The 24,936-nt window shown below is 73.1% G+C and carries 26 protein-coding genes and 1 riboswitch; of the genes, 23 read left to right on the top strand and 3 right to left on the bottom strand.

The features are described 5' to 3' along the window. The first annotated feature begins 167 nt into the window (after nucleotides 1–167). The 14 genes from rimM (at nucleotide 168) to IF83_RS0114015 (ending at nucleotide 11,564) form a co-directional block, all read left to right on the top strand. The gene (gene rimM, locus IF83_RS0114080; protein ID WP_030544501.1) at nucleotides 168–743 is read left to right on the top strand and encodes a ribosome maturation factor RimM; all 576 of its coding nucleotides are present in this window, start codon (nucleotides 168–170) and stop codon (nucleotides 741–743) included. Then, nucleotides 740–1,555, top strand: a complete 816-nt coding sequence (gene trmD, locus IF83_RS0114075) for a tRNA (guanosine(37)-N1)-methyltransferase TrmD (RefSeq protein ID WP_030544500.1) — start codon at nucleotides 740–742, stop codon at nucleotides 1,553–1,555. Before rimM ends, trmD begins: the two co-directional genes overlap by 4 nt. A gap of 148 nt (nucleotides 1,556–1,703) precedes the next feature. Further along, nucleotides 1,704–2,048, top strand: coding sequence for a 50S ribosomal protein L19 (rplS, locus tag IF83_RS0114070; RefSeq protein ID WP_019709833.1), 345 nt, complete (start codon nucleotides 1,704–1,706; stop codon nucleotides 2,046–2,048). Nucleotides 2,049–2,096: 48 nt separating this feature from the next. Then, nucleotides 2,097–2,894 carry a signal peptidase I gene (lepB, locus tag IF83_RS0114065; protein WP_030544499.1) on the top strand — a complete coding sequence of 266 codons (798 nt, stop codon included), beginning with the start codon at nucleotides 2,097–2,099 and terminating at the stop codon, nucleotides 2,892–2,894. Next, complete coding sequence (lepB, locus tag IF83_RS0114060) at nucleotides 2,887–3,987, top strand: signal peptidase I (RefSeq protein WP_030544498.1); 1,101 nt, start codon at nucleotides 2,887–2,889, stop codon at nucleotides 3,985–3,987. Before lepB (IF83_RS0114065) ends, lepB (IF83_RS0114060) begins: the two co-directional genes overlap by 8 nt. Further along, nucleotides 3,902–4,861: a signal peptidase I gene (gene lepB, locus IF83_RS0114055; RefSeq protein ID WP_078843477.1), complete on the top strand. Its 960-nt coding sequence runs from the start codon at nucleotides 3,902–3,904 to the stop codon at nucleotides 4,859–4,861. Before lepB (IF83_RS0114060) ends, lepB (IF83_RS0114055) begins: the two co-directional genes overlap by 86 nt. 58 nt (nucleotides 4,862–4,919) lie before the next feature. Next, nucleotides 4,920–5,657: a signal peptidase I gene (gene lepB, locus IF83_RS0114050; RefSeq protein ID WP_030544496.1), complete on the top strand. Its 738-nt coding sequence runs from the start codon at nucleotides 4,920–4,922 to the stop codon at nucleotides 5,655–5,657. Continuing rightward, a complete protein-coding gene (locus tag IF83_RS0114045; RefSeq protein ID WP_030544495.1) occupies nucleotides 5,650–6,138 on the top strand; it encodes an NUDIX hydrolase in 489 nt (162 codons plus the stop codon). Before lepB (IF83_RS0114050) ends, IF83_RS0114045 begins: the two co-directional genes overlap by 8 nt. 39 nt (nucleotides 6,139–6,177) lie before the next feature. After that, nucleotides 6,178–6,501, top strand: coding sequence for a DUF2469 domain-containing protein (locus tag IF83_RS0114040; protein ID WP_019709827.1), 324 nt, complete (start codon nucleotides 6,178–6,180; stop codon nucleotides 6,499–6,501). Between the two features lie 172 nt (nucleotides 6,502–6,673). Further along, nucleotides 6,674–7,042, top strand: a complete 369-nt coding sequence (locus IF83_RS0114035) for a YraN family protein (RefSeq protein WP_030544494.1) — start codon at nucleotides 6,674–6,676, stop codon at nucleotides 7,040–7,042. Then, complete coding sequence (locus IF83_RS0114030; RefSeq protein ID WP_030544493.1) at nucleotides 7,042–8,664, top strand: YifB family Mg chelatase-like AAA ATPase; 1,623 nt, start codon at nucleotides 7,042–7,044, stop codon at nucleotides 8,662–8,664. The genes IF83_RS0114035 and IF83_RS0114030 overlap by 1 nt, the downstream gene beginning before the upstream one ends. Continuing rightward, nucleotides 8,661–9,821: a DNA-processing protein DprA gene (dprA, locus tag IF83_RS0114025; protein ID WP_037679963.1), complete on the top strand. Its 1,161-nt coding sequence runs from the start codon at nucleotides 8,661–8,663 to the stop codon at nucleotides 9,819–9,821. The genes IF83_RS0114030 and dprA overlap by 4 nt, the downstream gene beginning before the upstream one ends. Before the next feature lie 252 nt (nucleotides 9,822–10,073). Further along, on the top strand, nucleotides 10,074–10,910 hold the full coding sequence (whiG, locus tag IF83_RS0114020) for an RNA polymerase sigma factor WhiG (protein ID WP_030544491.1): 837 nt from the start codon (nucleotides 10,074–10,076) through the stop codon (nucleotides 10,908–10,910). 93 nt (nucleotides 10,911–11,003) lie between these two features. Then, a complete protein-coding gene (locus IF83_RS0114015) occupies nucleotides 11,004–11,564 on the top strand; it encodes a TetR/AcrR family transcriptional regulator (RefSeq protein ID WP_030544490.1) in 561 nt (186 codons plus the stop codon). Nucleotides 11,565–11,636: 72 nt separating this feature from the next. Here IF83_RS0114015 and IF83_RS35460 read toward each other — a convergent pair whose 3' ends face one another. After that, the gene (locus IF83_RS35460) at nucleotides 11,637–12,002 is read right to left on the bottom strand and encodes a M23 family metallopeptidase (protein ID WP_347877103.1); all 366 of its coding nucleotides are present in this window, start codon (nucleotides 12,000–12,002) and stop codon (nucleotides 11,637–11,639) included. Between the two features lie 859 nt (nucleotides 12,003–12,861). Between IF83_RS35460 and rpsB the strand changes: the two genes are divergently transcribed. The 9 genes from rpsB (at nucleotide 12,862) to IF83_RS0113965 (ending at nucleotide 22,799) form a co-directional block, all read left to right on the top strand. Further along, a complete protein-coding gene (gene rpsB / locus IF83_RS0114005) occupies nucleotides 12,862–13,779 on the top strand; it encodes a 30S ribosomal protein S2 (protein WP_030544488.1) in 918 nt (305 codons plus the stop codon). Nucleotides 13,780–13,874: 95 nt separating this feature from the next. After that, entirely contained in the window at nucleotides 13,875–14,711 is an 837-nt protein-coding gene (gene tsf / locus IF83_RS0114000; protein WP_030544487.1) for a translation elongation factor Ts, read from the top strand. 166 nt (nucleotides 14,712–14,877) lie between these two features. Continuing rightward, nucleotides 14,878–15,645 carry a UMP kinase gene (gene pyrH / locus IF83_RS0113995; protein WP_030544486.1) on the top strand — a complete coding sequence of 256 codons (768 nt, stop codon included), beginning with the start codon at nucleotides 14,878–14,880 and terminating at the stop codon, nucleotides 15,643–15,645. 115 nt (nucleotides 15,646–15,760) lie between these two features. After that, the gene (frr, locus tag IF83_RS0113990; protein ID WP_019709818.1) at nucleotides 15,761–16,318 is read left to right on the top strand and encodes a ribosome recycling factor; all 558 of its coding nucleotides are present in this window, start codon (nucleotides 15,761–15,763) and stop codon (nucleotides 16,316–16,318) included. After that, nucleotides 16,318–17,397, top strand: a complete 1,080-nt coding sequence (locus IF83_RS0113985; RefSeq protein ID WP_030544485.1) for a phosphatidate cytidylyltransferase — start codon at nucleotides 16,318–16,320, stop codon at nucleotides 17,395–17,397. The genes frr and IF83_RS0113985 overlap by 1 nt, the downstream gene beginning before the upstream one ends. Nucleotides 17,398–17,547: 150 nt before the next feature. Continuing rightward, a complete protein-coding gene (gene rlmN, locus IF83_RS0113980; RefSeq protein WP_030544484.1) occupies nucleotides 17,548–18,654 on the top strand; it encodes a dual-specificity RNA methyltransferase RlmN in 1,107 nt (368 codons plus the stop codon). A gap of 19 nt (nucleotides 18,655–18,673) precedes the next feature. Then, nucleotides 18,674–18,778: riboswitch (TPP riboswitch) on the top strand. A gap of 40 nt (nucleotides 18,779–18,818) precedes the next feature. Further along, the gene (locus tag IF83_RS0113975; protein ID WP_030544483.1) at nucleotides 18,819–19,913 is read left to right on the top strand and encodes a thiamine ABC transporter substrate-binding protein; all 1,095 of its coding nucleotides are present in this window, start codon (nucleotides 18,819–18,821) and stop codon (nucleotides 19,911–19,913) included. A gap of 137 nt (nucleotides 19,914–20,050) precedes the next feature. Continuing rightward, nucleotides 20,051–21,664, top strand: a complete 1,614-nt coding sequence (locus IF83_RS0113970) for an ABC transporter permease (RefSeq protein ID WP_030544482.1) — start codon at nucleotides 20,051–20,053, stop codon at nucleotides 21,662–21,664. A gap of 1 nt (nucleotide 21,665) precedes the next feature. Continuing rightward, on the top strand, nucleotides 21,666–22,799 hold the full coding sequence (locus IF83_RS0113965; protein WP_078843467.1) for an ABC transporter ATP-binding protein: 1,134 nt from the start codon (nucleotides 21,666–21,668) through the stop codon (nucleotides 22,797–22,799). Between the two features lie 81 nt (nucleotides 22,800–22,880). Here the strand turns inward: IF83_RS0113965 and IF83_RS0113960 are convergent, their stop codons facing one another. Together IF83_RS0113960 and IF83_RS0113955 are read right to left on the bottom strand one after the other, a co-directional pair. Beyond that, nucleotides 22,881–24,062 (bottom strand): hypothetical protein, encoded by a 1,182-nt coding sequence (locus IF83_RS0113960; RefSeq protein WP_030544480.1) that lies wholly within the window; start codon nucleotides 24,060–24,062, stop codon nucleotides 22,881–22,883. Further along, complete coding sequence (locus IF83_RS0113955) at nucleotides 24,044–24,829, bottom strand: ABC transporter ATP-binding protein (RefSeq protein ID WP_078843476.1); 786 nt, start codon at nucleotides 24,827–24,829, stop codon at nucleotides 24,044–24,046. The genes IF83_RS0113960 and IF83_RS0113955 overlap by 19 nt, the downstream gene beginning before the upstream one ends. Nucleotides 24,830–24,936: the final 107 nt, after the last annotated feature.

Below are 24,936 nucleotides of genomic sequence, written 5' to 3'. Positions count from 1 at the left end.
CCCGCCCCGGCCCGCGTCCGTCCGTGTAAGGGAGAGCGGACCAGAACAGGGCGACGGAGACCGTGCCGCGCGGACAGCGGCCCGGCTCCGCGGCCATCCACCGGGAAAGACGGCGGCGTGAGCGGCCACCGCGACAGGCGGCGGCCCCGCCGCAAAAGAGAGGCGCAGTGCAGCTGGTAGTCGCGCGGATCGGCCGCGCCCACGGAATCAAGGGCGAGGTCACCGTCGAGGTGCGTACGGACGAGCCGGAACTCCGGCTGGCCCCCGGCGCCGTCCTGGCCACCGAGCCGGCCTCCGCCGGGCCGCTCACCATCGAGACCGGCCGGGTGCACAGCGGCCGCCTGCTGCTGCGCTTCGCCGGCGTACGGGACCGCACCGGCGCCGAGGCGCTCCGCAACACCCTGCTCATCGCCGAGGTCGACCCGGAAGAGGTTCCGGAGGACCCGGACGAGTACTACGACCACCAGCTGATGGACCTCGACGTGGTCACCACCGACGGCACCGCGGTCGGTCGGATCACCGAGATCTCCCATCTCCCGTACCAGGATCTGCTGGTGGTGGAGCGGCCCGACGGCAGCGAGGTCCTGATCCCCTTCGTCTCCGAGATCGTCCCGGAGGTGGACCTCGCGGAGCAGCGCGCCGTGATCGACCCGCCGCCCGGCCTGCTCGACGAGTCAGGGGCCGAGATCGCGGGCGGCCGGAGGACCGCGCCGGCGAGCACGGAGGACGGGACCGGCGCATGAGGCTCGACGTCGTCACCATCTTCCCGGAGTACCTGGAACCGCTGAACCTCTCCCTGGTCGGGAAGGCCCGGGCCCGCGGGCAGCTCGACGTCCGGGTGCACGACCTGCGGGAGTGGACGCACGACCGGCACAACACCGTGGACGACACCCCGTACGGCGGTGGCCCCGGCATGGTCATGAAGCCGGAGCCGTGGGGGGAGGCGCTCGACGCCGTCATCGCCTCGGGCGCCGAGGGGGAGCGGCCGGTCATCGTCGTTCCCACCCCCGGCGGCGAGCCGTTCACCCAGGAGCTGGCCGTCCGGCTCGCGGAGCGGCCCTGGCTCGTCTTCACCCCGGCCCGTTACGAGGGCATCGACCGGCGGGTCGTCGAGGAGTACGCGGGCGAGTACGAGCTGCTGGAGGTCTCCATCGGTGACTACGTCCTGGCCGGCGGCGAGGCACCCGTGCTGGTGATGACCGAGGCGATCGCCCGGCTCCTCCCCGGGGTGCTCGGCAACGCGGAATCCCACCGCGACGACTCCTTCGCGCCCGGCGGGATGGCCGGACTGCTCGAGGGACCCGTCTACACCAAGCCGCCCGTATGGCGCGGCCGCGGCATCCCCGAGGTGCTGCTCAGCGGCCACCACGGCCGGATCGCCCGCTGGCGGCGCGACGAGGCCCTGCGCCGCACGGCCGGCAACCGGCCCGATCTGATCGCCGGCCGGGACCCCGCCGCGTTCGACCAGGACGACCGCAGGATCCTCGCCGAACTCGGCTGGGACGTGACGGCGGACGGCCGATTTGGGCGGGCGCCCACCCCCGTGGAAGAATGAGCCGCTGTTGTGCGTCCGGCGCGCGCCCCTGCCACAGGGGGAACGACGCCCGCCCGCCGCACTCACCGCCGGAACCGGCGGCACCCCGCATCTCGCACCCTTACGTACCGCTGATGACCTGTGGCATCGGCGAGGAAAGCAGACGGTCATGAACCTTCTCGACAGCGTCGACTCCGCATCGCTGCGCAGCGACGTCCCCGCGTTCCGCCCCGGCGACACCGTGAACGTCCACGTCCGCGTCATCGAGGGCAACCGCTCCCGTGTCCAGCAGTTCAAGGGCGTCGTCATCCGCCGTCAGGGCTCCGGAGTGCGCGAGACCTTCACGGTCCGCAAGGTCAGCTTCAGCGTCGGTGTGGAGCGCACCTTCCCGGTGCACACCCCGATCGTCGAGAAGATCGAGGTCGTGACCCGCGGTGACGTCCGCCGCGCCAAGCTGTACTACCTGCGCGAGCTCCGCGGCAAGGCCGCGAAGATCAAGGAGAAGCGCAGCTGAATCTTCGCCGGAAGTCCACCCGGCCCGGCCGGTTAGGCTTTTGGGGCGATGGACACCGACGAACACCTTTCCGAGCGCGACCGCTCTGCCGCATCCCCCGAGGGGCGGCAGCCGCGGTCGCGCTCGGCGCGTTCCGGCCCGGAGGGCCCGGCGCGGCGCTCCGGCCGCGTTTCGTGGCGGCGGGTCGGGGGCCTGGTCGCCCTCTCCGTCGCCGGAGTCCTCCTGCTCAGCGCCTGGGTCGTACAGCCCTTCCTCATTCCCAGCGGCTCGATGGAGCCCACGCTCCGGACCGGCGACCGCGTGCTCGTGAACAAGCTCGCCTACGGATTCGGCAACGAACCGGGCCGCGGAGACGTAGTGGTCTTCGACGGCACCGGTTCGTTCGTCCACGACGGGCGCTCCGGTGGCGTGCTGACCGGACTGCTGCGTGAGGCGGCAGCCGCCGTGGGACTCGCGGAGCCGGACGAGACCGACTACGTCAAGCGCGTGGTGGGCATCGGCGGTGACCGGGTCACCTGCTGTGACGAGCGGGGAAGGATCAAGGTGAACGGCGTGGCCCTCGACGAGGACTATCTGCTACCGGGCGACAGCCCGTCCCAGGTGCCCTTCGACATCGTCGTGCCATTGGGCAGACTCTGGGTCATGGGCGACCACCGCAGCGACTCCCGCGACTCCCGCGACCATCTCGGTGAGCCCGGCGGCGGCACGGTACCCGTCAGCCGGGTGATCGGCAGGGCCGACTGGATCGGATGGCCGGCCCGGCACTGGACGTCCCTCACCACACCGGACGGTTTCGCACGCGTGCCCGACGCGCCGGCCGCCGGGCGGGGAGGCGGCCATGGGTAACCGCGGAAAACCCCGGGGCGGCCCCGACCGCGACATGCGCCTGCCCACGGGCTCGCGTCCCACGGGCGGGCGGCTGACCGGCGGGCGGGCCGAACGGCGCCGGGCCGCCCAGCGCATCAAGCGCCGTCGCCGGCGCTCGGCCATCCGGGAGGTGCCGATCCTCATCACCGTGGCCGTGCTGATCGCACTGGGGCTCAAGACCTTCCTCGTGCAGGCGTTCGTCATTCCCTCGGGCTCGATGGAGCAGACCATCCAGATCGGCGACCGGGTGCTGGTGGACAAGCTGACGCCGTGGTTCGGCTCGAAGCCGCAGCGGGGGGACGTCGTGGTCTTCAAGGATCCGGGCGGATGGCTGGAGGGGGAGCAGATCAGCACCGAGGAGGACCCGGTGGGGATCAAGCAGGGGAAGCAGCTGCTGACCTTCATCGGCCTGCTGCCCTCGGACGACGAGCAGGACCTGATCAAGCGGGTCGTCGCGGTCGGCGGGGACACCGTGCGGTGCTGCGATCCGGACGGCCGCGTCACCGTCAACGACACGGCGATCAACGAACCGTATCTCCACCCCGGCAACTCACCCTCCGAGCAGCGGTTCGAGGTGTCGGTCCCGGCGGGCCGGCTCTTCGTCATGGGAGACCACCGGTCGAACTCGGCGGACTCCCGCTTCCATCTGCAGGAGACCGCGAACGGTACGGTCCCGGAGGACCTGGTGGTGGGCAGGGCCCTGTGGATCGCCTGGCCGTTCGACCACTGGAGCGGGCTGGAGGAGCAGGAGACCTACGCCTCGGTGCCCGACCGGAGCGGCGCGGCGACACCCGCGGCCGCCCTGGTTCCGCGGAGTGACAGGCCAGGGGCCCATACTGGGGTCTCCGGGCCCGAGCCGGCCCGGGAACGACAAGCGATGATCCATCTCCCGATCCCTGCGGAACTCCCGCTCGTTATGGGAGTGGTGGGCCTGCGCCGTGCGCGGGCCAAGCGGCAGTGCGGAGTGAGGAGTGGATGTGGGGGACGTGGCCGTCGGCGCACGAACCGGTCAGGACGAACCCGAGGAGCGCCCGGAGGACGGGGAGCGCTCCGCAGACGGAGACGGCGGTGAGGAAGACGCGGTGAGAGGGAAGAAGCCTCGTTCCTTCTGGAAGGAACTGCCGATCCTCATCGGGATCGCGCTGCTCCTGGCTCTTCTCATCAAGACCTTCCTGCTGCAGGCCTTCTCGATCCCCTCCGACTCGATGCAGAACACCCTGCAGCGCGGGGACCGGGTGCTCGTGGACAAGCTGACCCCGTGGTTCGGCTCCGAGCCCGAGCGCGGGGAGGTCGTCGTCTTCCACGACCCGGGCCGCTGGCTCGGGGAGATGCCGGAGACCGAGTCCGGTCCGGTCGCCTCCGCGGTGCGCAATGTGCTGAGCGCCGTCGGGCTGATGCCCTCTGCGGAGGACAAGGACCTGATCAAGCGGGTCATCGGGGTGGGCGGTGACACCGTCGAGTGCAAGAAGACCGGTCCCGTCGAGGTCAACGGCAAGGCGCTCGACGAGACGTATCTGTACCCCGGCGACACCCCGTGCGGGGACAAGGAGTTCGGCCCCATCAAGATTCCGGAGGGCCGGATCTGGGTGATGGGTGACCACCGTCAGAACTCCCTCGACTCCCGCTACCACCAGGACCTTCCGGGGAACGGCACCGTTCCGGTCGACGAGGTGGTCGGACGTGCGGTGGTCGTGGCCTGGCCGCTGGACCGCTGGTCCACCCTGCCGGTCCCGGACACCTACGACCAGAGCGGGCTGAACGCCGTGGCCACCGGGGCGGCCCCCGCTGCCCTCGGGTTCGCCGGTGCGGTGCCGCTGGTGCTGTGGCGCCGCCGGCGGCTGCTCACCCGGGACGCGGCGGGGAGCGCCGCTCCGGCGCAGGTGCCGGCGGCGGTGTCGGCGTCCGTGTCGGTACCGGTGCCGGGAAAGACGGAGCAGGACGGCTGACCACGTCCCGTACCGCCGGGTAGGGTGCCGTTCCTGAGCACCGAGGCGGGGAGCGGGAATGGGTACAGCGGAACGGACGGCCGACGGTCATCGCACAGCGGGCGGGATCCTGTCCGGGCTGGCGGTGGCCGTCGGCTGTGTGCTGTTCCTGGGCGGATTCGCCTGGGCGGCACTGCTCTACCAGCCGTACACCGTGCCGACCGACTCCATGGAGCCGACGGTCAACGCCGGTGACCGGGTGCTGGCCGAGCGGATCGACGGCGGGGAGGTCCGCCGCGGCGATGTGGTGGTCTTCACCGACGCGACCTGGGGCGACCTCCCGATGATCAAGCGCGTGGTGGGCGTCGGCGGGGACAAGGTCGTCTGCTGTGACGCGGAGGGCCGGCTGACGGTGAACGGCGAAGCGCTCGAGGAACCGTATCTGCGGAGCGCCGGGCCGGCCTCTCCGCTGGAGTTCACCGCGCCGGTGCCCCGGGGCAGCGTGTTCCTCCTCGGCGACCAGCGGAACACGTCCCTGGACTCGCGGGAACATCTGACCGACGGCGACCACGGCGCGGTGCCCGTGAGCGCGGTCAGCGCCCGGGTCGACGCCTCGGTCTGGCCGATGGACTCCCTCGGCATGGTCCCCCGCCCCGTGGCCTTCACGGATCTTCCCGGCGGGGTCTCCGAGCCCGGCCCGCTGCGGCCGCTCTCCCTGGCCGTGGCCGCGGGGGTGGTGCTGGTCCTCGCGGGGGCCGCGTACGGGCCCGTCGCCCGCCGGGCCGGGCGGCGGCGCACGGAGCGGGCCGGTGCCTGAGGAGTGGCGGAAGGTCGCCCGCGTGGTGCTGCTCGACCCCGCCGACCGGATCCTGCTGCTGCACGGACACGAACCCGCCGACCCCCGGCTCTCCTGGTGGTTCACCCCCGGCGGCGGGGTCGAGCCGGGAGAGAGCCGCGAGGACGCGGCCCGGCGCGAGCTGGCCGAGGAGACGGGGATCACGGAGGTCGAGCTGGGGCCCGTGCTGTGGCGGCGCAACTGCTCCTTCCCGTTCGACGGGCGCCGCTGGAACCAGGACGAGTGGTACTACCTGGGCAGGACCGAGCAGACCGGCACCGACGACGCGGGCCGTACCGAGCTGGAACAGCGCAGTATCACCGGGCTCCGGTGGTGGACCTCCGGGGAACTGTCCACCCTGCGTGAGACGGTGTACCCGACCAAGCTCGCGGAGCTGCTGCGCACGCTGCTCGCCGAGGGTCCTCCGAGTGCGCCCGTGACCCTGGAGGCGGAACGGGCCTGACGCACAATAGGGAGACGCCCGGCTGAAGGGGACCATGTCATGAGCGCCGAAGACCTCGAGAAGTACGAGACCGAGATGGAGCTGAAGCTCTACCGGGAGTACCGCGACGTCGTCGGTCTGTTCAAGTACGTGATCGAGACCGAACGGCGTTTCTATCTGACGAACGCCTACGAGATGCAGGTGCACTCGGTGCAGGGGGAGGTCTTCTTCGAGATCTCCATGGCCGACGCCTGGGTGTGGGACATGTACCGGCCCGCGCGGTTCGTGAAGCAGGTCCGGGTGCTGACCTTCAAGGACGTGAACATCGAGGAGCTCAACAAGAGCGACCTCGAACTGCCGGACGAGTCCGGCTTCAACCGGTGAGGCCGGGATCCGCCGCGGCGGGCCCGAGGGGCGTGACGGGGGTCGGATGAGGCGGCCGGCTCACCCGGACGAGTGAGCGGGTTATCCACAACTGGCGAGTTGTCCACCGTTTCAGACCAAGATCCACTCTACTCCTCCGGTTCCGGGACAGTCCGTCCCGGAGGTGATGCCGATGAACGCGCGAGGAGCGCTCGGCCGCTACGGAGAGGACCTGGCGGCGCGGCGGCTGGCCGACGCCGGGATGACGGTACTGGAGCGCAACTGGCGCTGCCGCGAGGGCGAGATCGACATTGTCGCCCGGGACGGCGACGCCCTGGTGATCTGCGAGGTCAAGACCCGCCGGGCCGGTGGCCGCGAGCATCCCATGGCGGGCGTGCCGGTCCGGAAGGCGGCGCGGCTGCGGCGGCTCGCGGCACGATGGCTGCAGGAGCGCTGGCCGGCGCGGCAGCCGCCGCCCGGAGGAGTCCGGATCGACCTCGTGGGGGTTCTGCTGCCGGGGCGCGGTGCCCCCGTGGTCGAGCATGCTCGGGGGGTGGCCTGATGGGGTTCGCGCGCACCTGCTCGGTGGCGCTGGCGGGGATCGAGGGCGTGGTGGTCGAGGTACAGGCGGATCTCGAGCCCGGGATCGCCGCCTTCACCCTCGTCGGGCTGCCGGACAAGAGCCTGGTGGAGAGCCGGGACCGGGTCCGGGCCGCGGTGGTCAACTCCGGCGCCGAGTGGCCGCAGAAGAAGCTGACGGTCGGGCTCAGCCCGGCCTCCGTCCCGAAGAGCGGCAGCGGGTTCGATTTGGCCGTGGCCTGTGCGGTCCTGGGGGCGGCGGAGCGGATCGACCCGCGGCGGATCGCGGATCTGATGATGATCGGTGAGCTCGGTCTCGACGGGCGGGTGCGTCCGGTCCGCGGCGTGCTCCCGGCCGTGCTCGCCGCGGCGGAGGCGGGGTACGAGCAGGTGGTGGTCCCGGAGCAGACGGCCGCCGAGGCGGCCCTGGTGCCCGGGATCGCCGTCCTCGGGGTGCGCAGCCTGCGACAGCTGATCGCGGTGCTGTCCGACGACCCGGTACCCGAGGAGGAGCCCACGGAGGCGGGGCGGCCGGACCCGATGCTCGCGGGCCTCGCCCTGCCGGGTTCGGGCGCGGCGGCCGGGCTGGCCGGCCGGTCGGCGGAGGGCGGTGGGCCGCTGCCGGATCTCGCCGATGTCGCCGGCCAGCGGGCCGCCCGGACGGCGTTGGAGGTGGCCGCCGCCGGCGGGCACCACCTTTACCTGAAAGGTCCCCCCGGAGCAGGCAAAACGATGCTGGCGGAGCGGCTTCCCGCCCTGCTGCCGCCACTGACCCGGCGGGAGTCCCTGGAAGTGACAGCCGTGCACTCGGTGGCGGGCGTCCTCCCGCCCGGCCGGCCACTGATCGACACAGCTCCCTACTGCGCGCCCCACCACTCCGCGACCATGCCGTCGCTGGTCGGCGGGGGGAACGGTCTGCCGAGGCCCGGGGCCGTCACCCTTGCCCACCGCGGGGTCCTCTTTCTCGACGAGGCCGCCGAGTTCAGCGGCCGGGTGCTGGACGCGCTGCGGCAGCCGCTGGAGTCCGGGCACGTGGTGGTGGCCCGCAGCGCGGGTGTCGTCCGGCTGCCGGCCCGGTTCCTGCTCGTTCTCGCAGCCAACCCGTGCCCCTGCGGTCGGCACTCGCTGTCCGGGGCCGGCTGCGAGTGCTCGCCCGCCGTCGTCCGGCGGTACCAGGCGAGGCTCTCCGGCCCGCTGATGGACCGGGTGGACCTCCGGGTCGGCGTCGAACCGGTGGGGCGGCGTGCTCTGCTGGACGGCGGGGTCGGAGGCGAGCCCACCGCGGTGGTCGCCGGGCGGGTACTCCAGGCCCGGGAACGGGCCGCGGCCCGGCTGGCGGAGAGTCCGTGGCGGGTCAACGGCGAGGTCCCGGGGCATGAGCTGCGCACCAGATGGCGGCCGGATCCCGGTGCGCTCCGGGAGGCCGAACGGGACATGGAGCGGGGCCTGCTCACCGCCCGCGGTCTGGACCGGGTGCTCCGGGTGGCGTGGACGGTCGCCGATCTCGCGGGTCACGACCGTCCCGCGGCCGCCGACGTGGCCCTGGCTCTCCAGCTGCGGACCGGCGTGAGCCGGGGAGCGGTACCGGTGGGGGAGCCCGCATGACGGGCGGTGTAGCGACCGAGCGGGCGCGCCAGGCGCGGGCGGCCCTCACCCGGATCGTGGAGCCGGGCGATGAGCTGGCCGGACGGTGGCTGCGGGAACTGGGACCGGTCGCTCTGCTGCGGCTCTTCCTCGGACGGGACAGGGCGCCGTCCGCGGTCAGCGACGCACGGATGGCGGGCTACCGTGCCCGGGCGGCCGGGACGGATCCGGTCGCGGAGCTCCGCGCCGCGGAGGCCTGCGGTATCCGCTTCGTCTGCCCGGGAGACCAGGAGTGGCCGGGACAGCTGGACGATCTGGGCGATGCCCGCCCCATCGGTCTCTGGGTGCGGGGCAGACCGTCCCTGCGGCTCTGGGCGCTGCGGTCGGTGGCCGTTGTCGGCGCCCGGGCGTGCACGGACTACGGCGCCCATGCCGCCGCCGCCCTCGGCGCCGGCCTCGCGGAGCGGGGCTGGGTGGTGGTCTCCGGAGCGGCCTACGGGATCGACGGCGCGGCGCACCGCGGGGCGCTCGCCGCGAACGGCGCCACCATCGCCGTCCTCGCCTGCGGGGTGGACCGTGCCTATCCGCGCGGCCACACCGAGCTGTTACGGCGCATCGCCGACCAGGGGCTGCTGGTGGCGGAGCTCCCGCCGGGCGGGCACCCCACCCGCAGCCGCTTTCTGCAGCGCAACCGGGTCATCGCCGCGCTCACCCGCGGCACGGTGGTCGTGGAGGCGGAATACCGCAGCGGTTCGCTCGTCACCGCTCGCGGTGCCCAGCGGCTGGGCCGGCTGTCCGCCGGCGTGCCCGGCCCGGTGACCTCCGGTCTGTCCGCGGGGGTCCATGAGCTCCTGCGCGGGGAGGCCACCCTGGTCACGGACGCGGACGAGGTGATCGAGCTGGTCGGCGGCATCGGGGAACTGGCCCCGGATCGGAGCGGCCCGGTCCTCGCCCGGGATCTGCTGGCCCCGCTCACGGCCCGCGTCCTGGACGCTCTGCCCGCCCGCCGCGACGCGGACACGCGGGAGATCGCGCGGGAAGCGGGCACCGACGGCAACGAGGCGAGCGCTCGGCTGTACGAATTGCGGTCCTTGGGGTTCGTCGAACGGCACGGCGACCGATGGCGCTTGGCCCGTCCGGCCAAAAGCCCTGAAGTTGCTCCGGAAGATGGCACCTGACCTGCTGCGATCGGGTGATGGGCGCCGGTCCGCCCCCGGGCCCGTCATCGCCCTGGACAACCTCGTCAATCGCACGCGTCCCATGTGCCACTCAACGGGCGTAACCCCGCGGTGCGGTCAGCGGAACGTATCTGCGCATGAGATACCCGCAGCACTTCGCACGCTGCTACGAGGCAGTCACGCTACGCTTACGAAAGTCCTGGCTCCCGACCGACGATTTCACCCTGACGGCAGAACGGCTCAAGGCGACGAATGCCCCAGCACACCTCCGGGTCTGACCGCGCGGCAGTGCCACCCGCCGCTCGCGGCAGCGTGCGCCCCGCCACCCCCTCGTCCCTCGACGAGCTCTGGCGGTCGTACAAGGACACGGCCGACAGCCGGCTGCGGGAACAGCTGATCCTGCACTACTCGCCCCTGGTGAAGTACGTGGCCGGGCGGGTGAGCGTGGGCCTGCCGCCCAACGTCGACCAGGCCGACTTCGTGTCCTCCGGTGTCTTCGGGCTCATCGACGCGATCGAGAAGTTCGACCCCGGGCGGTCCATCAAGTTCGAGACCTATGCGATCACCCGCATCCGCGGGGCGATGATCGACGAACTCCGTGCGCTGGACTGGATCCCCCGCTCCGTACGCCAGAAGGCGCGAGCCGTCGAGCGGGCCTACGCCACGCTGGAGGCCGCCCTGCGGCGCACCCCCACCGAGGCCGAGGTCGCCGAGGAGATGGGCATCGCCCTGGAGGAGCTGCACCAGGTCTTCAGCCAGCTCTCCCTGGCCAATGTGGTGGCTCTGGAGGAGCTGCTGCACGCGGGGGGAGAGGGTGGCGACCGGCTCAGCTTGATGGACAAGCTGGAGGACACCGCGGCGGACGACCCCGAGGAGGTCGCCGAGGACCGCGAGCTGCGAAGGCTGCTGGCCCGGGCCATCAACACCCTCCCGGAACGGGAGAAGACCGTGGTCACTCTCTACTACTACGAAGGGCTGACCCTCGCCGAGATCGGCCAGGTCCTCGGGGTCACCGAGAGCCGGGTGAGCCAGATCCACACCAAGTCCGTCCTCCAACTGCGGGCCAAACTGGCGGACGTCGGGCGCTGAGCCCGGCCCGCCGGGCCACTTCTCCCCGGGCGCTCGCCGAGGACGAGGGCTCCTCCGTAGAGTGGACGGGTGCCCAGGATTCGAGCGGCCTCCGTGGCCGAGCACCGGACCATGCAGCGCGGCGCCCTGCTGGACGCCGCCCGATCCCTGCTGTCCGAGGGCGGAACGGAGGCGCTGACCTTCCCCGCCCTCGCCGAGCGCACCGGGCTGGCGCGCTCCTCCGTCTATGAGTACTTCCGCTCCAGAGCGGCCGTCGTCGAAGAACTGTGCGCCGTCGACTTCCCGGTCTGGGCCGCGGAGGTCGAGGCCGCCATGGCGGCGGCCGGCCCGCCCGAGGAGAAGATCGAGGCCTATGTGCGGCGGCAGTTGGCGCTGGTCGGGGACCGGCGGCACCGGGCGGTGGTGGCCATCTCGGCCGGTGAGCTGGACGCCGGGGCGCGGGAGAAGATCCGTGCCGCGCACGGAGGGCTGATCGGGCTGGTCGTCGAGACGCTGGGCGACCTCGGGCACCGGCAGCCCCGGCTCGCGGCCATGCTTCTGCAGGGAGTCGTCGACGCGGCCGTCCGCCGGACCGAACTCGGGGCGGCGGAGAGCCCGGAGGAGATCGCCGAGGCGGCGGTGGGCATGGCGCTGCGGGGGGTCCGCGGCGGCTGACCCCGCACCGCGGCCGTACCGGCCTGCCCGGTCGGCGCGCAGGGCTCCGGGCCGGCCACGGCTGCCCCGCGCTCACGCACGCGGCTCCGGTACACCGAAGACCGGCAGCAGACGGGACGGGGCGCCGCGCAGCATCCAGGCGGGGAGCAGCGACAGCGGATCCAGATACTCCTCTCCGCGCAGCAGGCCCCAGTGGAGACAGGCGGTCCGGCAGTGGAAGGGCCCCGGGCCCAGCACACCGACCGGTTGGCCCGCGGTCACCCGGTCCCCCTTCTCCACCCCCGCCGACACCGGCTGATAGGTGATGCGGAGCGGGGGACCGCCCGTGCCGTCCAGCTCGATCGACACCACGCCGCGGCCCGCGACGACACCCGCGAAGGAGACCCGGCCCGGCGCCGCGGCGCGTACGGTCCGCCCCGTACGGGAGGCCAGGTCCACCCCGCGGTGACCGGCCGCGTACCGGGAGGGCGGTGGCTGCCAGCCGCGCAGGACCTCCGGCCGCCGGCCGGCCGCGCGACCCTTCCCGCCCGGTCCGCCGCCCGGTCCGTCGACCGGCCAGGCGCGCTGGCCGCGGGCGGTGTCCCGCGCCGGCCGGGGCCCGGCTCGCGGGCCCGTCCCGCCCGGTCCGTCGCCCGGGCGCGGCCGGGCGGCCGGTGAGCCCGCCGCCGTGCCGCCCGCCGGGGCGGCCGCCCCGGCGGCGGGGAACGGTGGGGAGAGGGCTGTGCCCCCGCCGGCTCCGGGACCGGGCGGCCGGGGCAGGAGCAGCCATACCGCCAGCAGCGCGCATACCGCCGTCGCGGGCCCGCAGCGGGCACGGTGGCCGGAGACGGCGGCTCCGCTCTCCGCCGTGCTCCGCCTCCACACCCGGAACCGGCCTCCTCTCCCGCTCCGCTGCCCGGTGGTCCGTGCTCCGTCCCGTCCGCGCCACGCTGCTTCGTTCTTCCGCATGGGGCGAGGGTCCCGCATCCGCCGGGCGCCGCGCGGATCTTGGTCGCAACCTGTGGATTACCGGCCGGTTGTGGACAACTCGGCGCCGGCTCCGGGGGGTCGTGCCCCTCACCGGACCGGTCCCGTCCGTGTCGTCCGGGGGTGCGGCCGTCCCGTACACTTCTGGTGGCGATCCGGGTGACCGGATCGACTTCGCACGCCCCGCCACCGTCGCGTCAGACCTCTCAGGCAGCACGGTGGCCGCGTCCCTCGGTCCTCGGAAGATGCTTTCCGCGGCACGGCGCGCCGGGGCGTCAGGCACGGCGGCCGCCCGGCCGCGGTGGAACCGAGAATGTCAAGGAGTGCGGCCATGGCCGTCGTCACGATGCGGGAGCTGCTGGAGAGCGGCGTCCACTTCGGGCACCAGACCCGCCGTTGGAACCCGAAGATGAAGCGTTTCATCTTCACGGAGCGCAACGGCATCTACATCATCGACCTGCTCCAGTCGCTGTCGTACATCGACCGCGCCTACGAGTTCGTCAAGGAGACCGTCGCGCACGGCGGTTCCATCATGTTCGTCGGCACCAAGAAGCAGGCGCAGGAAGCCATCGCGGAGCAGGCGACCCGTGTCGGCATGCCGTACGTCAACCAGCGCTGGCTGGGCGGCATGCTCACCAACTTCTCGACCGTCTACAAGCGTCTGCAGCGCCTCAAGGAGCTCGAGCAGATCGACTTCGAGGACGTGGCCGCCTCCGGCCTCACCAAGAAGGAACTGCTCGTCCTCTCCCGCGAGAAGGCGAAGCTGGAGAAGACCCTCGGCGGTATCCGCGAGATGCAGAAGGTGCCCAGCGCCGTCTGGATCGTGGACACCAAGAAGGAGCACATCGCCGTCGGTGAGGCGCGCAAGCTCAACATCCCGGTGGTCGCGATCCTCGACACCAACTGCGACCCGGACGAGGTCGACTACAAGATCCCGGGCAACGACGACGCGATTCGCTCCGTCACCCTGCTCACCCGCGTGATCGCCGACGCCGCCGCCGAGGGCCTCATCGCCCGCTCCGGCGCGGCCACCGGTGACCAGAAGCCGGGTGAGAAGGCCGGCGAGCCGCTGGCCGAGTGGGAGCGCGACCTCCTGGAGGGCGGCGACAAGAAGGCTGCCGAGCAGCCGGCCGCCGCCGAGGCCGAGAAGCCGGCCGAGGCCCCCGCCGCCGAGGCTCCCGCTGCCGAGGCCCCCGCCGCGGAGGCTCCGGCCGCCGAGGCTCCGGCCGCGGACGCCGAGAAGGCCTGACCCCAGCGTCACGGCTGATGACGGCGGGGGCCCGGTGCCCCCGCCGTCCACCCGTAGATCCGATCGATCGACTTTCGAGAAGAGATTGACAGACCATGGCGAACTTCACCGCCGCTGACGTCAAGAAGCTCCGTGAGCTCACCGGCGCCGGCATGATGGACTGCAAGAAGGCGCTGGACGAGGCCGAGGGCAACGTCGACAAGGCCGTCGAGATCCTGCGCGTCAAGGGCCAGAAGGGCGTGGCCAAGCGCGAGGGCCGCAGCGCCGAGAACGGTGCCGTCGTCTCCCTCATCGCGGACGACAGCAAGTCCGGCGTTCTGCTGGAGCTGAAGTGCGAGACCGACTTCGTCGCCAAGGGCGACAAGTTCCTCGCCGTCGCCGACGCGCTGGCCGCGCACGTCGCCAAGACCTCCCCGGCCGACCTGGAGGCGCTGCTCGCCTCCGAGATCGAGTCCGGCAAGACCGTCCAGGCGTACGTGGACGAGGCCAACGCCACCCTCGGCGAGAAGATCGTCCTGGACCGGTTCGCGCAGTTCGCCGGCGGCTTCGTCGCCACGTACATGCACCGCACCAGCCCGGACCTCCCGCCGCAGGTCGGCGTCCTCGTCGAACTCGACCAGGAGAACGCCGAGGTCGCCAAGGACATCGCGCAGCACATCGCCGCGTTCGGTCCGAAGTACCTCTCCCGCGACCAGATCCCGGCCGAGACGGTCGAGAACGAGCGTCGCGTCGCCGAGGCCACCGCGCGCGAGGAGGGCAAGCCGGAGGGCGCCCTGCCGAAGATCGTCGAGGGCCGGGTGAACGGCTTCTTCAAGGAGAACTGCCTCCTCGACCAGGCGTTCGCCAAGGACAACAAGAAGACCGTCCAGAAGGTCCTGGACGAGGCCGGTGTCACGCTGAAGCGCTTCGCCCGCATCCGCGTCGGCGCCTGAGTCCGGTCAGCGACAGCGGAAAGCGCCCGCCGCCGCTAAGGTCGGGGGCAGCCGGCCGGCCGCGTGCCGGACGGCCGCAGAGGTGACGAGGAGGCCATTGCCGCAGAGGGATCGAGCAGACCCCGCACGGCAGTGGCCTTCTTCGTCTGTGCACGAGGAGATCTCCATGAATCAGGACGCCGACAAGGCCGGTAAACCCGATCACGGTCCCCAGCGGGGCCGGTTTCTGCTGAAGCTGTCCGGCGAGGCCTTCGCCGGCGGGGGCGGCCTCGGCGTCGACCCGGACGTTGTGCACAAGATGGCCCGGGAGATCGCCGCCGTCGTCCGGGACGGCGCCGAGATCGCCGTCGTCATCGGCGGCGGCAACTTCTTCCGGGGCGCGGAACTCCAGCAGCGCGGCATGGACCGGGCCCGCTCCGACTACATGGGCATGCTGGGCACGGTGATGAACTGCCTGGCCCTACAGGACTTCCTGGAGAAGGAGGGAATAGACTCCCGCGTCCAGACCGCCATCACGATGGGCCAGGTCGCGGAGCCGTACATCCCGCTCCGGGCGGTGCGGCACCTGGAGAAGGGGCGCGTCGTCATCTTCGGCGCCGGCATGGGGATGCCGTACTTCTCCACCGACACCACCGCCGCCCAGCGCGCGCTCGAAATCGACGCGCAAGCCCTGCTGATGGGCAAGAACGGCGTGGACGGGGTCTACGACTCGGACCCGCGGAAGAACCCCGACGCGGTGAAGTTCGACGCCCTCGAGTACAGCGAGGTCATCACCCGCGGCCTCAAGGTCGCCGACGCCACCGCCATCACCCTGTGCATGGACAACAAGCTGCCGATTCTCGTCTTCGAACTTCTCACCGAGGGCAATATCGCGCGCGCGGTGAAGGGTGAGAAGATCGGCACGCTGGTGAGCGACCAAGCGACCAGGGCCTGACCCGGGAGGTCCGGCCCGATACGGGGATGGACAACAGCCTGCCGGTCGGACACCGTGCAGGAGTAGACGCGCGCAGGGGCGAGGCTCTGCTTACTGATAACACCAGGAGCAAGTGGTGATCGAAGAGACCCTCCTCGAAGCCGAGGAGAAGATGGAGAAGGCCGTCGTGGTCGCCAAGGAGGACTTCGCCGCGATCCGCACCGGCCGTGCGCACCCGGCGATGTTCAACAAGATCGTGGCGGACTACTACGGGGCGATGACGCCGATCAACCAGCTGGCGTCGTTCTCGGTCCCGGAGCCGCGGATGGCCGTGGTGACCCCGTTCGACAAGAGCGCGCTGCGCAACATCGAGCAGGCGATCCGCGACTCCGACCTCGGGGTCAACCCGAGCAACGACGGCAGCATCATCCGCGTGGTGTTCCCCGAGCTGACGCAGGAGCGCCGCAAGGAGTACATCAAGGTCGCCAAGCACAAGGCCGAGGACGCGAAGATCTCGATCCGCAGCGTCCGGCGCAAGGCCAAGGAGACCATCGACAAGTTCATCAAGGACGGCGAGGTCGGCGAGGACGAGGGCCGCCGCGCCGAGAAGGAGCTCGACGACACCACCGCGAAGTACGTGGCGCAGGTGGACGAGCTGCTCAAGCACAAGGAAGCCGAGCTGCTCGAGGTCTGATGAACGACTCTTCCCGGGGCGCCCCGCCGCACGCAGGCTACGGGGGACCGCCCGGTCAGGGGCCCGTGCGGCCTCCTGCGGCGGGTCCCCCGCGCGGGGCGGACGATGCGGCGCAGACTCGGCCCATGCCCATCGTGCCCCCCGCAGGCGGCGACCAGGACGACCGTGACGGACTCGGCCGGGGGGCCGCTCGACCGAGCGGCCCCCCGGTCCATGAGAACCGGCCGGTCGGCGCCCATCCGTCCCCCGCCACGCCGCCGCGCAAGCGGGCGGGCCGCGATCTGCGGGCCGCGATCGGCGTGGGGGTCGGCCTCGGGGCGGTGATCCTCGCTTCGCTGTTCTTCGTCAAGGACGTCTTCGTCGGCGTGATCGCGGCCGCGGTCGTGGTCGGCCTGTGGGAGCTGACCTCCCGGCTGCGCGAGCAGAAGGGCATCCGCGCGCCGCTGGTGCCGCTGGCGGTCGGTGGCGTCGCCATGGTCGTCGCCGGGTACCTGCGGGGCCCGGAGGGCGCGTGGGTGGCCATGGCGCTCACCGCGGTGGCCGTCCTGGCGTGGCGGATGACGGACGCCCCGGAGAACTACCTCCGTGACGTCACGGCCGGTCTCTTCGCGGCGTTCTACGTGCCGTTCCTCGCCACCTTCGTGGCGTTGATGCTGGCCGCGGACGACGGGGCCTGGTGGGTGCTGGTCTTCCTGGTGCTCACCGTGGTCAGCGACACGGGTGCCTATGCCGTCGGCTGGCGCTTCGGCACGCACAAGCTCGCCCCGCGCATCAGCCCCGGCAAGACGCGCGAGGGGCTCCTCGGGGCGGTCGGCTTCTCCATGGTGGCCGGCGCGCTGTGCGTGGAGTTCCTGATCGACGGCGGCAGTTGGTGGGAGGGCCTGCTGCTCGGCCTGGCGGTCGCGGGCAGCGCCACCCTGGGCGACCTCGGGGAGTCCATGATCAAGCGGGACCTCGGGATCAAGGACATGGGCACGCTGCTCCCCGGCCACGGCGGGATCATGGACCGCCTGGACTCACTCCTGCCCACCGCTCCGGTGGCGTGGCTGCTGCTGGTGGTCTTCACGGGCTCCGGCTGAACCGGGCACGACGACGCGTGCGAGGCCCCTGCCGGAGCGGTCCGGCGGGGGCCTCGCAGGCGTATCGGGCGGGCGGGCCGCGGCCGGTGACCGGGACCCCCTCCGCGGGGCTCCGGGGCACTCCGTCGCGTCTGCGACACTGGAGGAATCATGCCTAAGCCCGGAGAACTCACCTTTGCCGTGCCGCGCGGGGCCAAGAAGCCGCCGCGGCATCTTGCCGACCTCAGCCCCGCCGAGCGCCGTGACGCCGTGGCGGCGATCGGCGAGAAGCCGTTCCGGGCCGGCCAGGTCTCGCGTCACTACTTCGCCCGGTACGCCGACGACCCGGCGGCGTGGACGGACATCCCCGCGGCCGCCCGCGAGAAGCTCGCGGCCGAGCTGCTGCCCGACCTCATGAGCGTCGTACGGCACATCAGCTGCGACGACGACACCACCCGCAAGACGCTGTGGCGGCTCTTCGACGGCACGCTCGTCGAGTCGGTCCTGATGCGCTACCCGGACCGGGTGACCATGTGTGTCTCCTCGCAGGCCGGCTGCGGGATGAACTGCCCCTTCTGCGCCACCGGCCAGGCCGGTCTCGACCGCAACCTGTCCACCGCCGAGATCGTGCACCAGATCGTCGACGGCATGCGGGCGCTGCGGGACGGGGAAATCCCCGGCGGGCCGGCCCGGCTGTCGAACATCGTCTTCATGGGGATGGGCGAGCCGCTCGCCAACTACAACCGCGTCGTCGGCGCCATCCGGCGGCTCACCGACCCCGCGCCGGACGGCCTCGGGCTGTCGCAGCGCGGCATCACCGTCTCCACCGTCGGCCTGGTCCCGGCGATGCTGCGGTTCGCCGACGAGGGCTTCACCTGCCGGCTCGCGGTCTCGCTGCACGCCCCGGACGACGAGCTCCGCGACACCCTCGTGCCGGTCAACACCCGGTGGAAGGTGCGCGAAGTGCTCGACGCGGCCTGGGAGTACGCCGAGAAGTCCGGCCGCCGGATCTCCATCGAGTACGCGCTGATCCGGGACATCAACGACCAGGCCTGGCGGGGCGATCTGCTCGGCCGGCTGCTCAAGGGCCGCCGGGTGCACGTGAACCTCATCCCGCTGAACCCGACGCCCGGCTCGAAGTGGACGGCTTCGCGCCCCGAGGACGAGAAGGCGTTCGTGGCCGCGCTGGAGGCGCACCGGGTGCCGGTGACCGTCCGGGACACCCGCGGCCAGGAGATCGACGGCGCATGCGGTCAGCTGGCCGCCGCGGAGCGCTGATATCGTCGTTTTCGAACGTCTATTCCGACAGGGGAGCGCACAGCGCTGAGAGTGCGGCAGCAGCCGCAGACCCTCGAACCTGAACCGGGTCATACCGGCGTAGGGAGTTCGGTCACCACTCGACAAGCTGTCGTGCCCTGCCCGCTTCAGGGGAGGCACCACTCATGACCACGCATCCGCGCGGACGGTCCGCGGCCGCGCTGCTCGTCACCGCGCTGGGCATCACCTCGCTCGCCGCGTGCGGCGGCTCCGGTGATCCGGCCGGGAAGGACGGCGGCGTGCCGGCGGCCGTCACGCTGGTCACCCATGACTCGTTCGCCGTCTCCGACGACGTGCTGAAGGAGTTCACCGAGCAGACCGGCCGCAAGGTCGAGGTCCTGCGGGGCGGCGACGCCGGCACCACCGTCAACCAGGCCGTGCTGTCCCGGGGCAACCCCCAGGGCGACGTCCTCTTCGGTGTCGACAACACCCTGCTCTCGCGCGCCCTCGACCACGGGGTCTTCGCGCCGTACGAGGCCAGGGGCCTGGAGAAGGTCCCGGAGGAGCTCCAGCTCGACCGGAGCGAGCACCGGGTCACGCCCGTCGACTTCGGCGACATCTGCGTCAACTACGACCGCGGCTGGTTCGAGAAGCAGCGGCTGGCGCCGCCGGAGACCCTCGACGACCTGGTGAAGCCGGCCTACAAGGACCTGCTGGTCACCGAGAACGCCGCCACCTCCTCGCCGGGGCTGGGCTTCCTCCTCGCCACCGCGGCCGAGTACGGCGACGACGGCTGGCAGGACTACTGGAAGAAGCTGAAGGCCAACGGCGTCGAGGTGGTGGACGGCTGGGAGCAGGCGTACAACGACCGCTTCTCCGGTTCCGGCGGCGGCAAGGGCAAGGGCGACAAGCCGCTCGTCGTCTCGTACGCCTCCAGCCCGCCCGCCGAGGTGCTGGGACAGGACCCGCTGCCCGAGGAGGGGCCGACGGGGGTGGCGAAGGGCACCTGCTTCCGGCAGACCGAGTTCGCCGGGCTGCTGGACGGCGCGGAGAACCCCGAGGGCGGCAAGGAACTGCTGGACTTCCTGCTGAGCGAGACCTTCCAGGAGGACGTGCCGCTGCAGATGTTCGTCCACCCGGCGCGGTCGGACGTCAAGCTGCCGGAGGTCTTCACCCGGTACGGGGAGAAGATCGAGAAGCCCGCGTCGCTGCCCCCCGAGAAGATCGCCGAGAACCGTGAGCGGTGGGTCAAGGCATGGTCCCGGCTCGTCCCGAGGTGACCTCCGGGACGGAGGCGGGCCCCTCCCCGTCTCCGTCCCCGGCACCGCACGCTCCGCCGCCTCCGCCGTCACGGGCGGGGCGGCCGGGACGCGGGGTTCCGGGCCGCTTCTCCGGCACCGGGTTCCGGCTCGCGCTGATGGCCGTCCCGGTGGCCTTCTTCGCGCTGTTCTTCGTCCACCCGGTGGCCGCGATCGTGGCCCGCGGCCTCCGCGACGGGGGGCGGTGGCAGTTCGGCCGGGCGGGCGCGGTGCTCACGGACCCGCTCGTCCTCGACGTGCTCTGGTTCACCGCGTGGCAGGCCGCGGCGTCCACGGCGCTGACCCTGGCCGTCGCGCTGCCGGGCGCCTATGTCTTCGCCCGTCTCGACTTTCCCGGCAAGCGGCTGCTGCGGGCCCTGGTGGTGGTGCCGTTCGTCCTGCCCACCGTCGTGGCCGGTTCGGCCTTCCTGGCGCTGCTGGGCCGCGGCGGGCTGCTGGACGAGCTGTGGGGCGTCCGGCTGGACACCACGGTGTGGGCGATCCTGCTCGCTCACGTGTTCTTCAACTACGCCGTCGTCGTCCGGACGGTCGGCGGTCTGTGGGCGCAGCTCGACCCGCGCCAGGAGGAGGCCGCGCGGGTGCTCGGCGCGAGCCGCCTCGCCGCCTGGCGCCGGATCACCCTGCCCGCGCTGGCGCCCGCCGTCGCCGCCGCGGCGCTGATGGTCTTCCTGTTCACCTTCACCTCCTTCGGAGTGGTCCAGATTCTCGGCGGTCCGCGCTACTCGACCCTGGAGACCGAGATCTACCGGCAGACCGCTCAGCTGCTCGACCTGCCGACGGCGGCCGTGCTGACGCTGCTGCAGTTCTGCGCCGCCGGCGGTCTGCTCCTGCTGCACGCCCGGACGGTGCGGCGGCGCGAGAGCGCGCTGCGGCTGGCCGATCCCGCGCACACCGCCCGCCGTCCGCGCGGCGCCGGCCAGTGGACGCTGCTGGGTTCCACGGCGGCCGTCGTCGGGCTGTTGCTCCTGCTGCCGCTGGGGGTGCTCGTGGAGCGCTCGCTGGACGGGCCGGACGGCTACGGCTTCGCCTTCTACCGGGCGCTGGGGTCCGAGGAGGGCGGGACGTTCACCGTGGCGCCGCTGGAGGCCGTGGGGAACTCCCTGGCGTTCGCGGCGGTGGCCACCCTGATCGCCCTGGTGGTGGGCGGTCTGGCCGCGGCGGCCCTGACCCGGCGGGCCGGACGGCTCGTACGGGGCTTCGACGCGCTGTTGATGCTGCCGCTGGGCACCTCGGCGGTGACGGTCGGCTTCGGCTTCCTCATCGCGCTCGACGAGCCACCCCTCGACCTGCGGTCCACATGGATCCTGGTGCCGCTCGCACAGGCGCTGGTCGGAGTGCCGTTCGTCGTCCGCACCATGCTGCCCGTCCTGCGCGCGGTCGATCCGCGGCTGCGGGAGGCGGCCGCCGTGCTGGGCGCCTCCCCGCTGCGCGCCTGGCGCGAGGTGGACCTGCCCCTGGTGCGGCGGGCCCTGCTCGTCGCCGCGGGCTTCGCCTTCGCCGTCTCCCTCGGGGAGTTCGGCGCGACCGTCTTCATCGCCCGCGCGGACACCCTCACCCTTCCGGTCGCCGTGGCCCGGCTGCTGGGCCGGGCCGGCGCCCTGCCGTACGGGCAGGCGATGGCGCTCAGCACGATCCTGATGCTGGTGTGCGCGGTGTCCCTGCTGCTTCTCGAACGCGTCCGCACCGACCGCTCCGGCACCGGGGAGTTCTGACATGCCGTCCGACACCGCACCGGGTACGGCGCCCGGCACCGTCCGTGCCGGGGCCCCCGGCTCCTCCCGCGACACCGGGGCCGCCCCGGCCGTCCCGCCCGCCCTGCTGAGGCTGGCCGGGGTGACCGTCCGTTTCGGCGGCCGCGCCGTGCTCGACGCCGTGGACCTGGAGGTCCCGGAGCACCGCACGGTGTGCGTGCTCGGTCCGAGCGGCAGCGGCAAATCCACGCTGCTGCGCGTGGTGGCCGGGCTGCAGCGGCCGGACGCGGGCCGGGTGACTCTCGCGGGCCGTGACCAGGCCGGGGTGCCCGCGCACCGGCGCGGCGTCGGACTGATGTTCCAGGACCACCAGCTCTTCCCGCAGCGGGACGTCGGCGGCAACGTCGCCTTCGGCCTCCGCATGCGCAAGGTGCCGCGGGCCGAGGCCGACCGCCGCGTGGACGGTCTCCTCGACCTCGTCGGGCTGCCCGACGCCCGGAAGCGCGCGGTGGCCTCGCTGTCCGGCGGCGAGCAGCAGCGGGTGGCCCTGGCGCGCGCCCTGGCCCCGGAACCGCGGCTGCTGATGCTGGACGAGCCGCTGGGCCAGCTCGACCGGACGCTCCGCGAGCGCCTGGTCGTCGAACTGCGCGACCTGTTCCGCCGGCTGGGGACGACCGTGCTGGCGGTCACCCACGACCAGAGCGAGGCCTTCGCCCTCGCCGACCGGGTGGTCGTGATGCGGGAGGGCCGTGTCGCCCAGACCGGCACGCCGCTGGAGGTCTGGCGCCGGCCCGCCTCGGAGTTCGTCGCCCGCTTCCTCGGCTTCGACAACGTGATCGAGGGGATGGTGCGCGACGGGGCCGCCGACACCCCATGGGGCCGGCTGCCGGTGGAGCCGGGCTCCGGCCGGGGCACGCGCCTGCTGCTCGTCCGCCCCACCGGAGTCCGGCTGGTGCCGGCCGCGGACGGCCTGCGGTGCACCGTCGCCGCCCGCACTTTCCGCGGCGACCACGTCTCCCTGCTGCTCCGCCCCGAGACGGGCCCGCCCCTGGAGGCGTCCTGCGCCCTGCGGGACGCCCCGGAGACCGGCACGGAGGTGGGCGCGGCCTTCAGCGCGGGGGACGTGGTGGTCCTGGCCGCCGGGGACCAGCCCTGATGAGCCCGTGATGAGCCCTTGATGAGCCCTGCCCCGGGCCCCTCCGCCGGGCACGGCGGCGGGGACCCGGCGGCTTCGGCGTCAGGAGAGCAGCGGCAGGGTGGCGAGGGTGGCGACGGCCCAGCTGACCGGGGCCACCACGGCGGTCATCACGACGGCGCGGAGCGCGACCGCGCGGCGCAGCAGCGCCACCGGGGCACCGATGTGCAGCAGGGCATCGGTGGTGCCGGCGCGTTCGGCCCGCGACTCCAGGGCCGTGATGACCACGGTCAGCGTCACGCACGCCACCACCAGCGCCGCCCCGAGGACGAGGAGCGGGCCGAACGAGGCGACGGCGGCCGGCCCGGATCCGCCGTACAGCCGGTCCGCGGCGAGCGCGCCGGCGGCCACCGCGCACAGAACACCCAGCGGCCGGCCGATCCGCTCGGCCTCCGCCTGCAGGAACCGGCCCGCCAGCAGCCGCAGCGCGCCCGGCCGGCCCGCGGCCAGCAGCCGCCCGCTCAGGTGCGTCAGCCCGGGGAGCGCCGTCACCAGGCCGACCGCGACGAGGGCCCAGCCGGCGACCGCGCCCGGCGGGATGCCGTCCAGGTGTCCGGGGAGCGGGGGCTCGCCGCCCGGGGGGCCCGCGCGGCCGGTGTACGACCCCAGCGCCAGCCCCGCCGCCGTCAGGGCGACCCCCCAGGGCAGGGCCTGCAGGGCGGAGCGCGGCCCGGCCGGACCGTGGCCGGTGCCGTGGTCCCCGTGTTCCGTAGGCCCCGGGCGGAGGCGCAGCGCGAGCGCGGTGGCGGCGCCGGCCGCCGCCGGGACCACGGTGAGCAGGGTGAGCACGGCCGGGAACGGAAGCGGCACCCCTGCCCCCAGGGCCTCTTCCGCACCGGGCACGGCGGGAAGGCCGAGGTCCCCGCGGAGCAGCAGGAAGACCAGCGCCGCCCCGGCACCGCCGAGCACGCAGGAGACGACGGTCGAGGTGGCCGCGAGCAGCGCCAGCCGTGCGGGCCCGAACCCGGCCGCGTACAGGTTCCGCCGGGGCTCGGTGCCGTGATCGGCGCGGGCGGCGGCCACGGCCAGCTGGACGGCCGCCGCCAGCGGCAGCGCGCACCACAGCAGCCGGACGGCCGAGGCGCCGGCCCCGGCCGGGTGCGCGGCCGCCTGGCCCAGGCTGCTGAGCAGCAGGAAGCCCACACCCGCGGAGGCCGCGGCAACCGCCAGCCGGCGCGTCTGGGCGGCCGGGCGGGCGCCACGGGCTAGACGGAGAGCGAGCACGTCGTTCGCCCCTCGGTGTCGTCGTTGCCGTCGGCCGGGCCCTCGCCCTCGCTCTCGCCGTCGCGGGCGCCGGTGCCGCCCGGGGCGGGAGCCTCGGCCGGGTGGCCGTCGAGCAGCGCGAACCGGCGGTCGGCGTGCGCGGCGACCTCGGTGTCGTGGGTGGCCAGCACGACCGTGATCTCGTGCGAACGGGCCGCCGTGGTGAGGATGCGCAGCACCAGGGCGCGGTCCGCGCTGTGCAGCCGGACCGTCGGGTCGTCGGCGAAGAGCACCGACGGCTGCGCGGCCAGCGCGCGGGCGAGGGCCACCCGTTGCCGCTGCGCCTGCGTCAGGGACGCCGGCCGGCCGCGGGCGCAGTCGCCGGCGTCGAGCCGCTCCAGCCAGTCGAGGGCCGCCGCACGGGCGGCGCGCGGGGTGGTGCCGCGCAGGAGCAGCGGCAGCGCGGCGTTCTCCCAGCCGGTGAGTTCCGGCACGAGTTGCGGCTCGGTGCCGATCCAGCCGAAGCTCTCGCGGCGCAGCCGTTCGCGGGCCGCCGCTCCGAGGGGGTGCACGGGGGAGCTGCGGAACCACACCTGCCCGCTGTCCGGTACGAGGCGCCCGGAGAGGCACTGCAGCAGGGTCGTCTTGCCGCTGCCCCGGGGGCCGGTGACGGCGAGGATCTCGCCCTCCCGGACTCCCAGGGAGACCCCGGCGAGCACGGGTGTGCCGCAGGTCGCGTAGTGCAGGGCTTCTGCCCGGAGAACGTCGTGGTCCGGCGGGGCCACCATGGCGAGCACCTCGGCTTGTGTGAGCGGTCCGGCCTCCGGCCGGCCGGGTGGGTGGGGCGGAGCCCCCTCGGTGCCTGGAACGGTAAGGAGTGGAGGGCCGCGGCACC

It is taken from the genome of Streptomyces albus subsp. albus (assembly GCF_000719865.1).
Classification (GTDB): Bacteria; Actinomycetota; Actinomycetes; order Streptomycetales; family Streptomycetaceae; genus Streptomyces; species Streptomyces albus_E.
The sequence above is the reverse complement of the archived record's forward strand: the minus strand, read 5'-3'. Positions and strand labels throughout refer to the sequence as shown.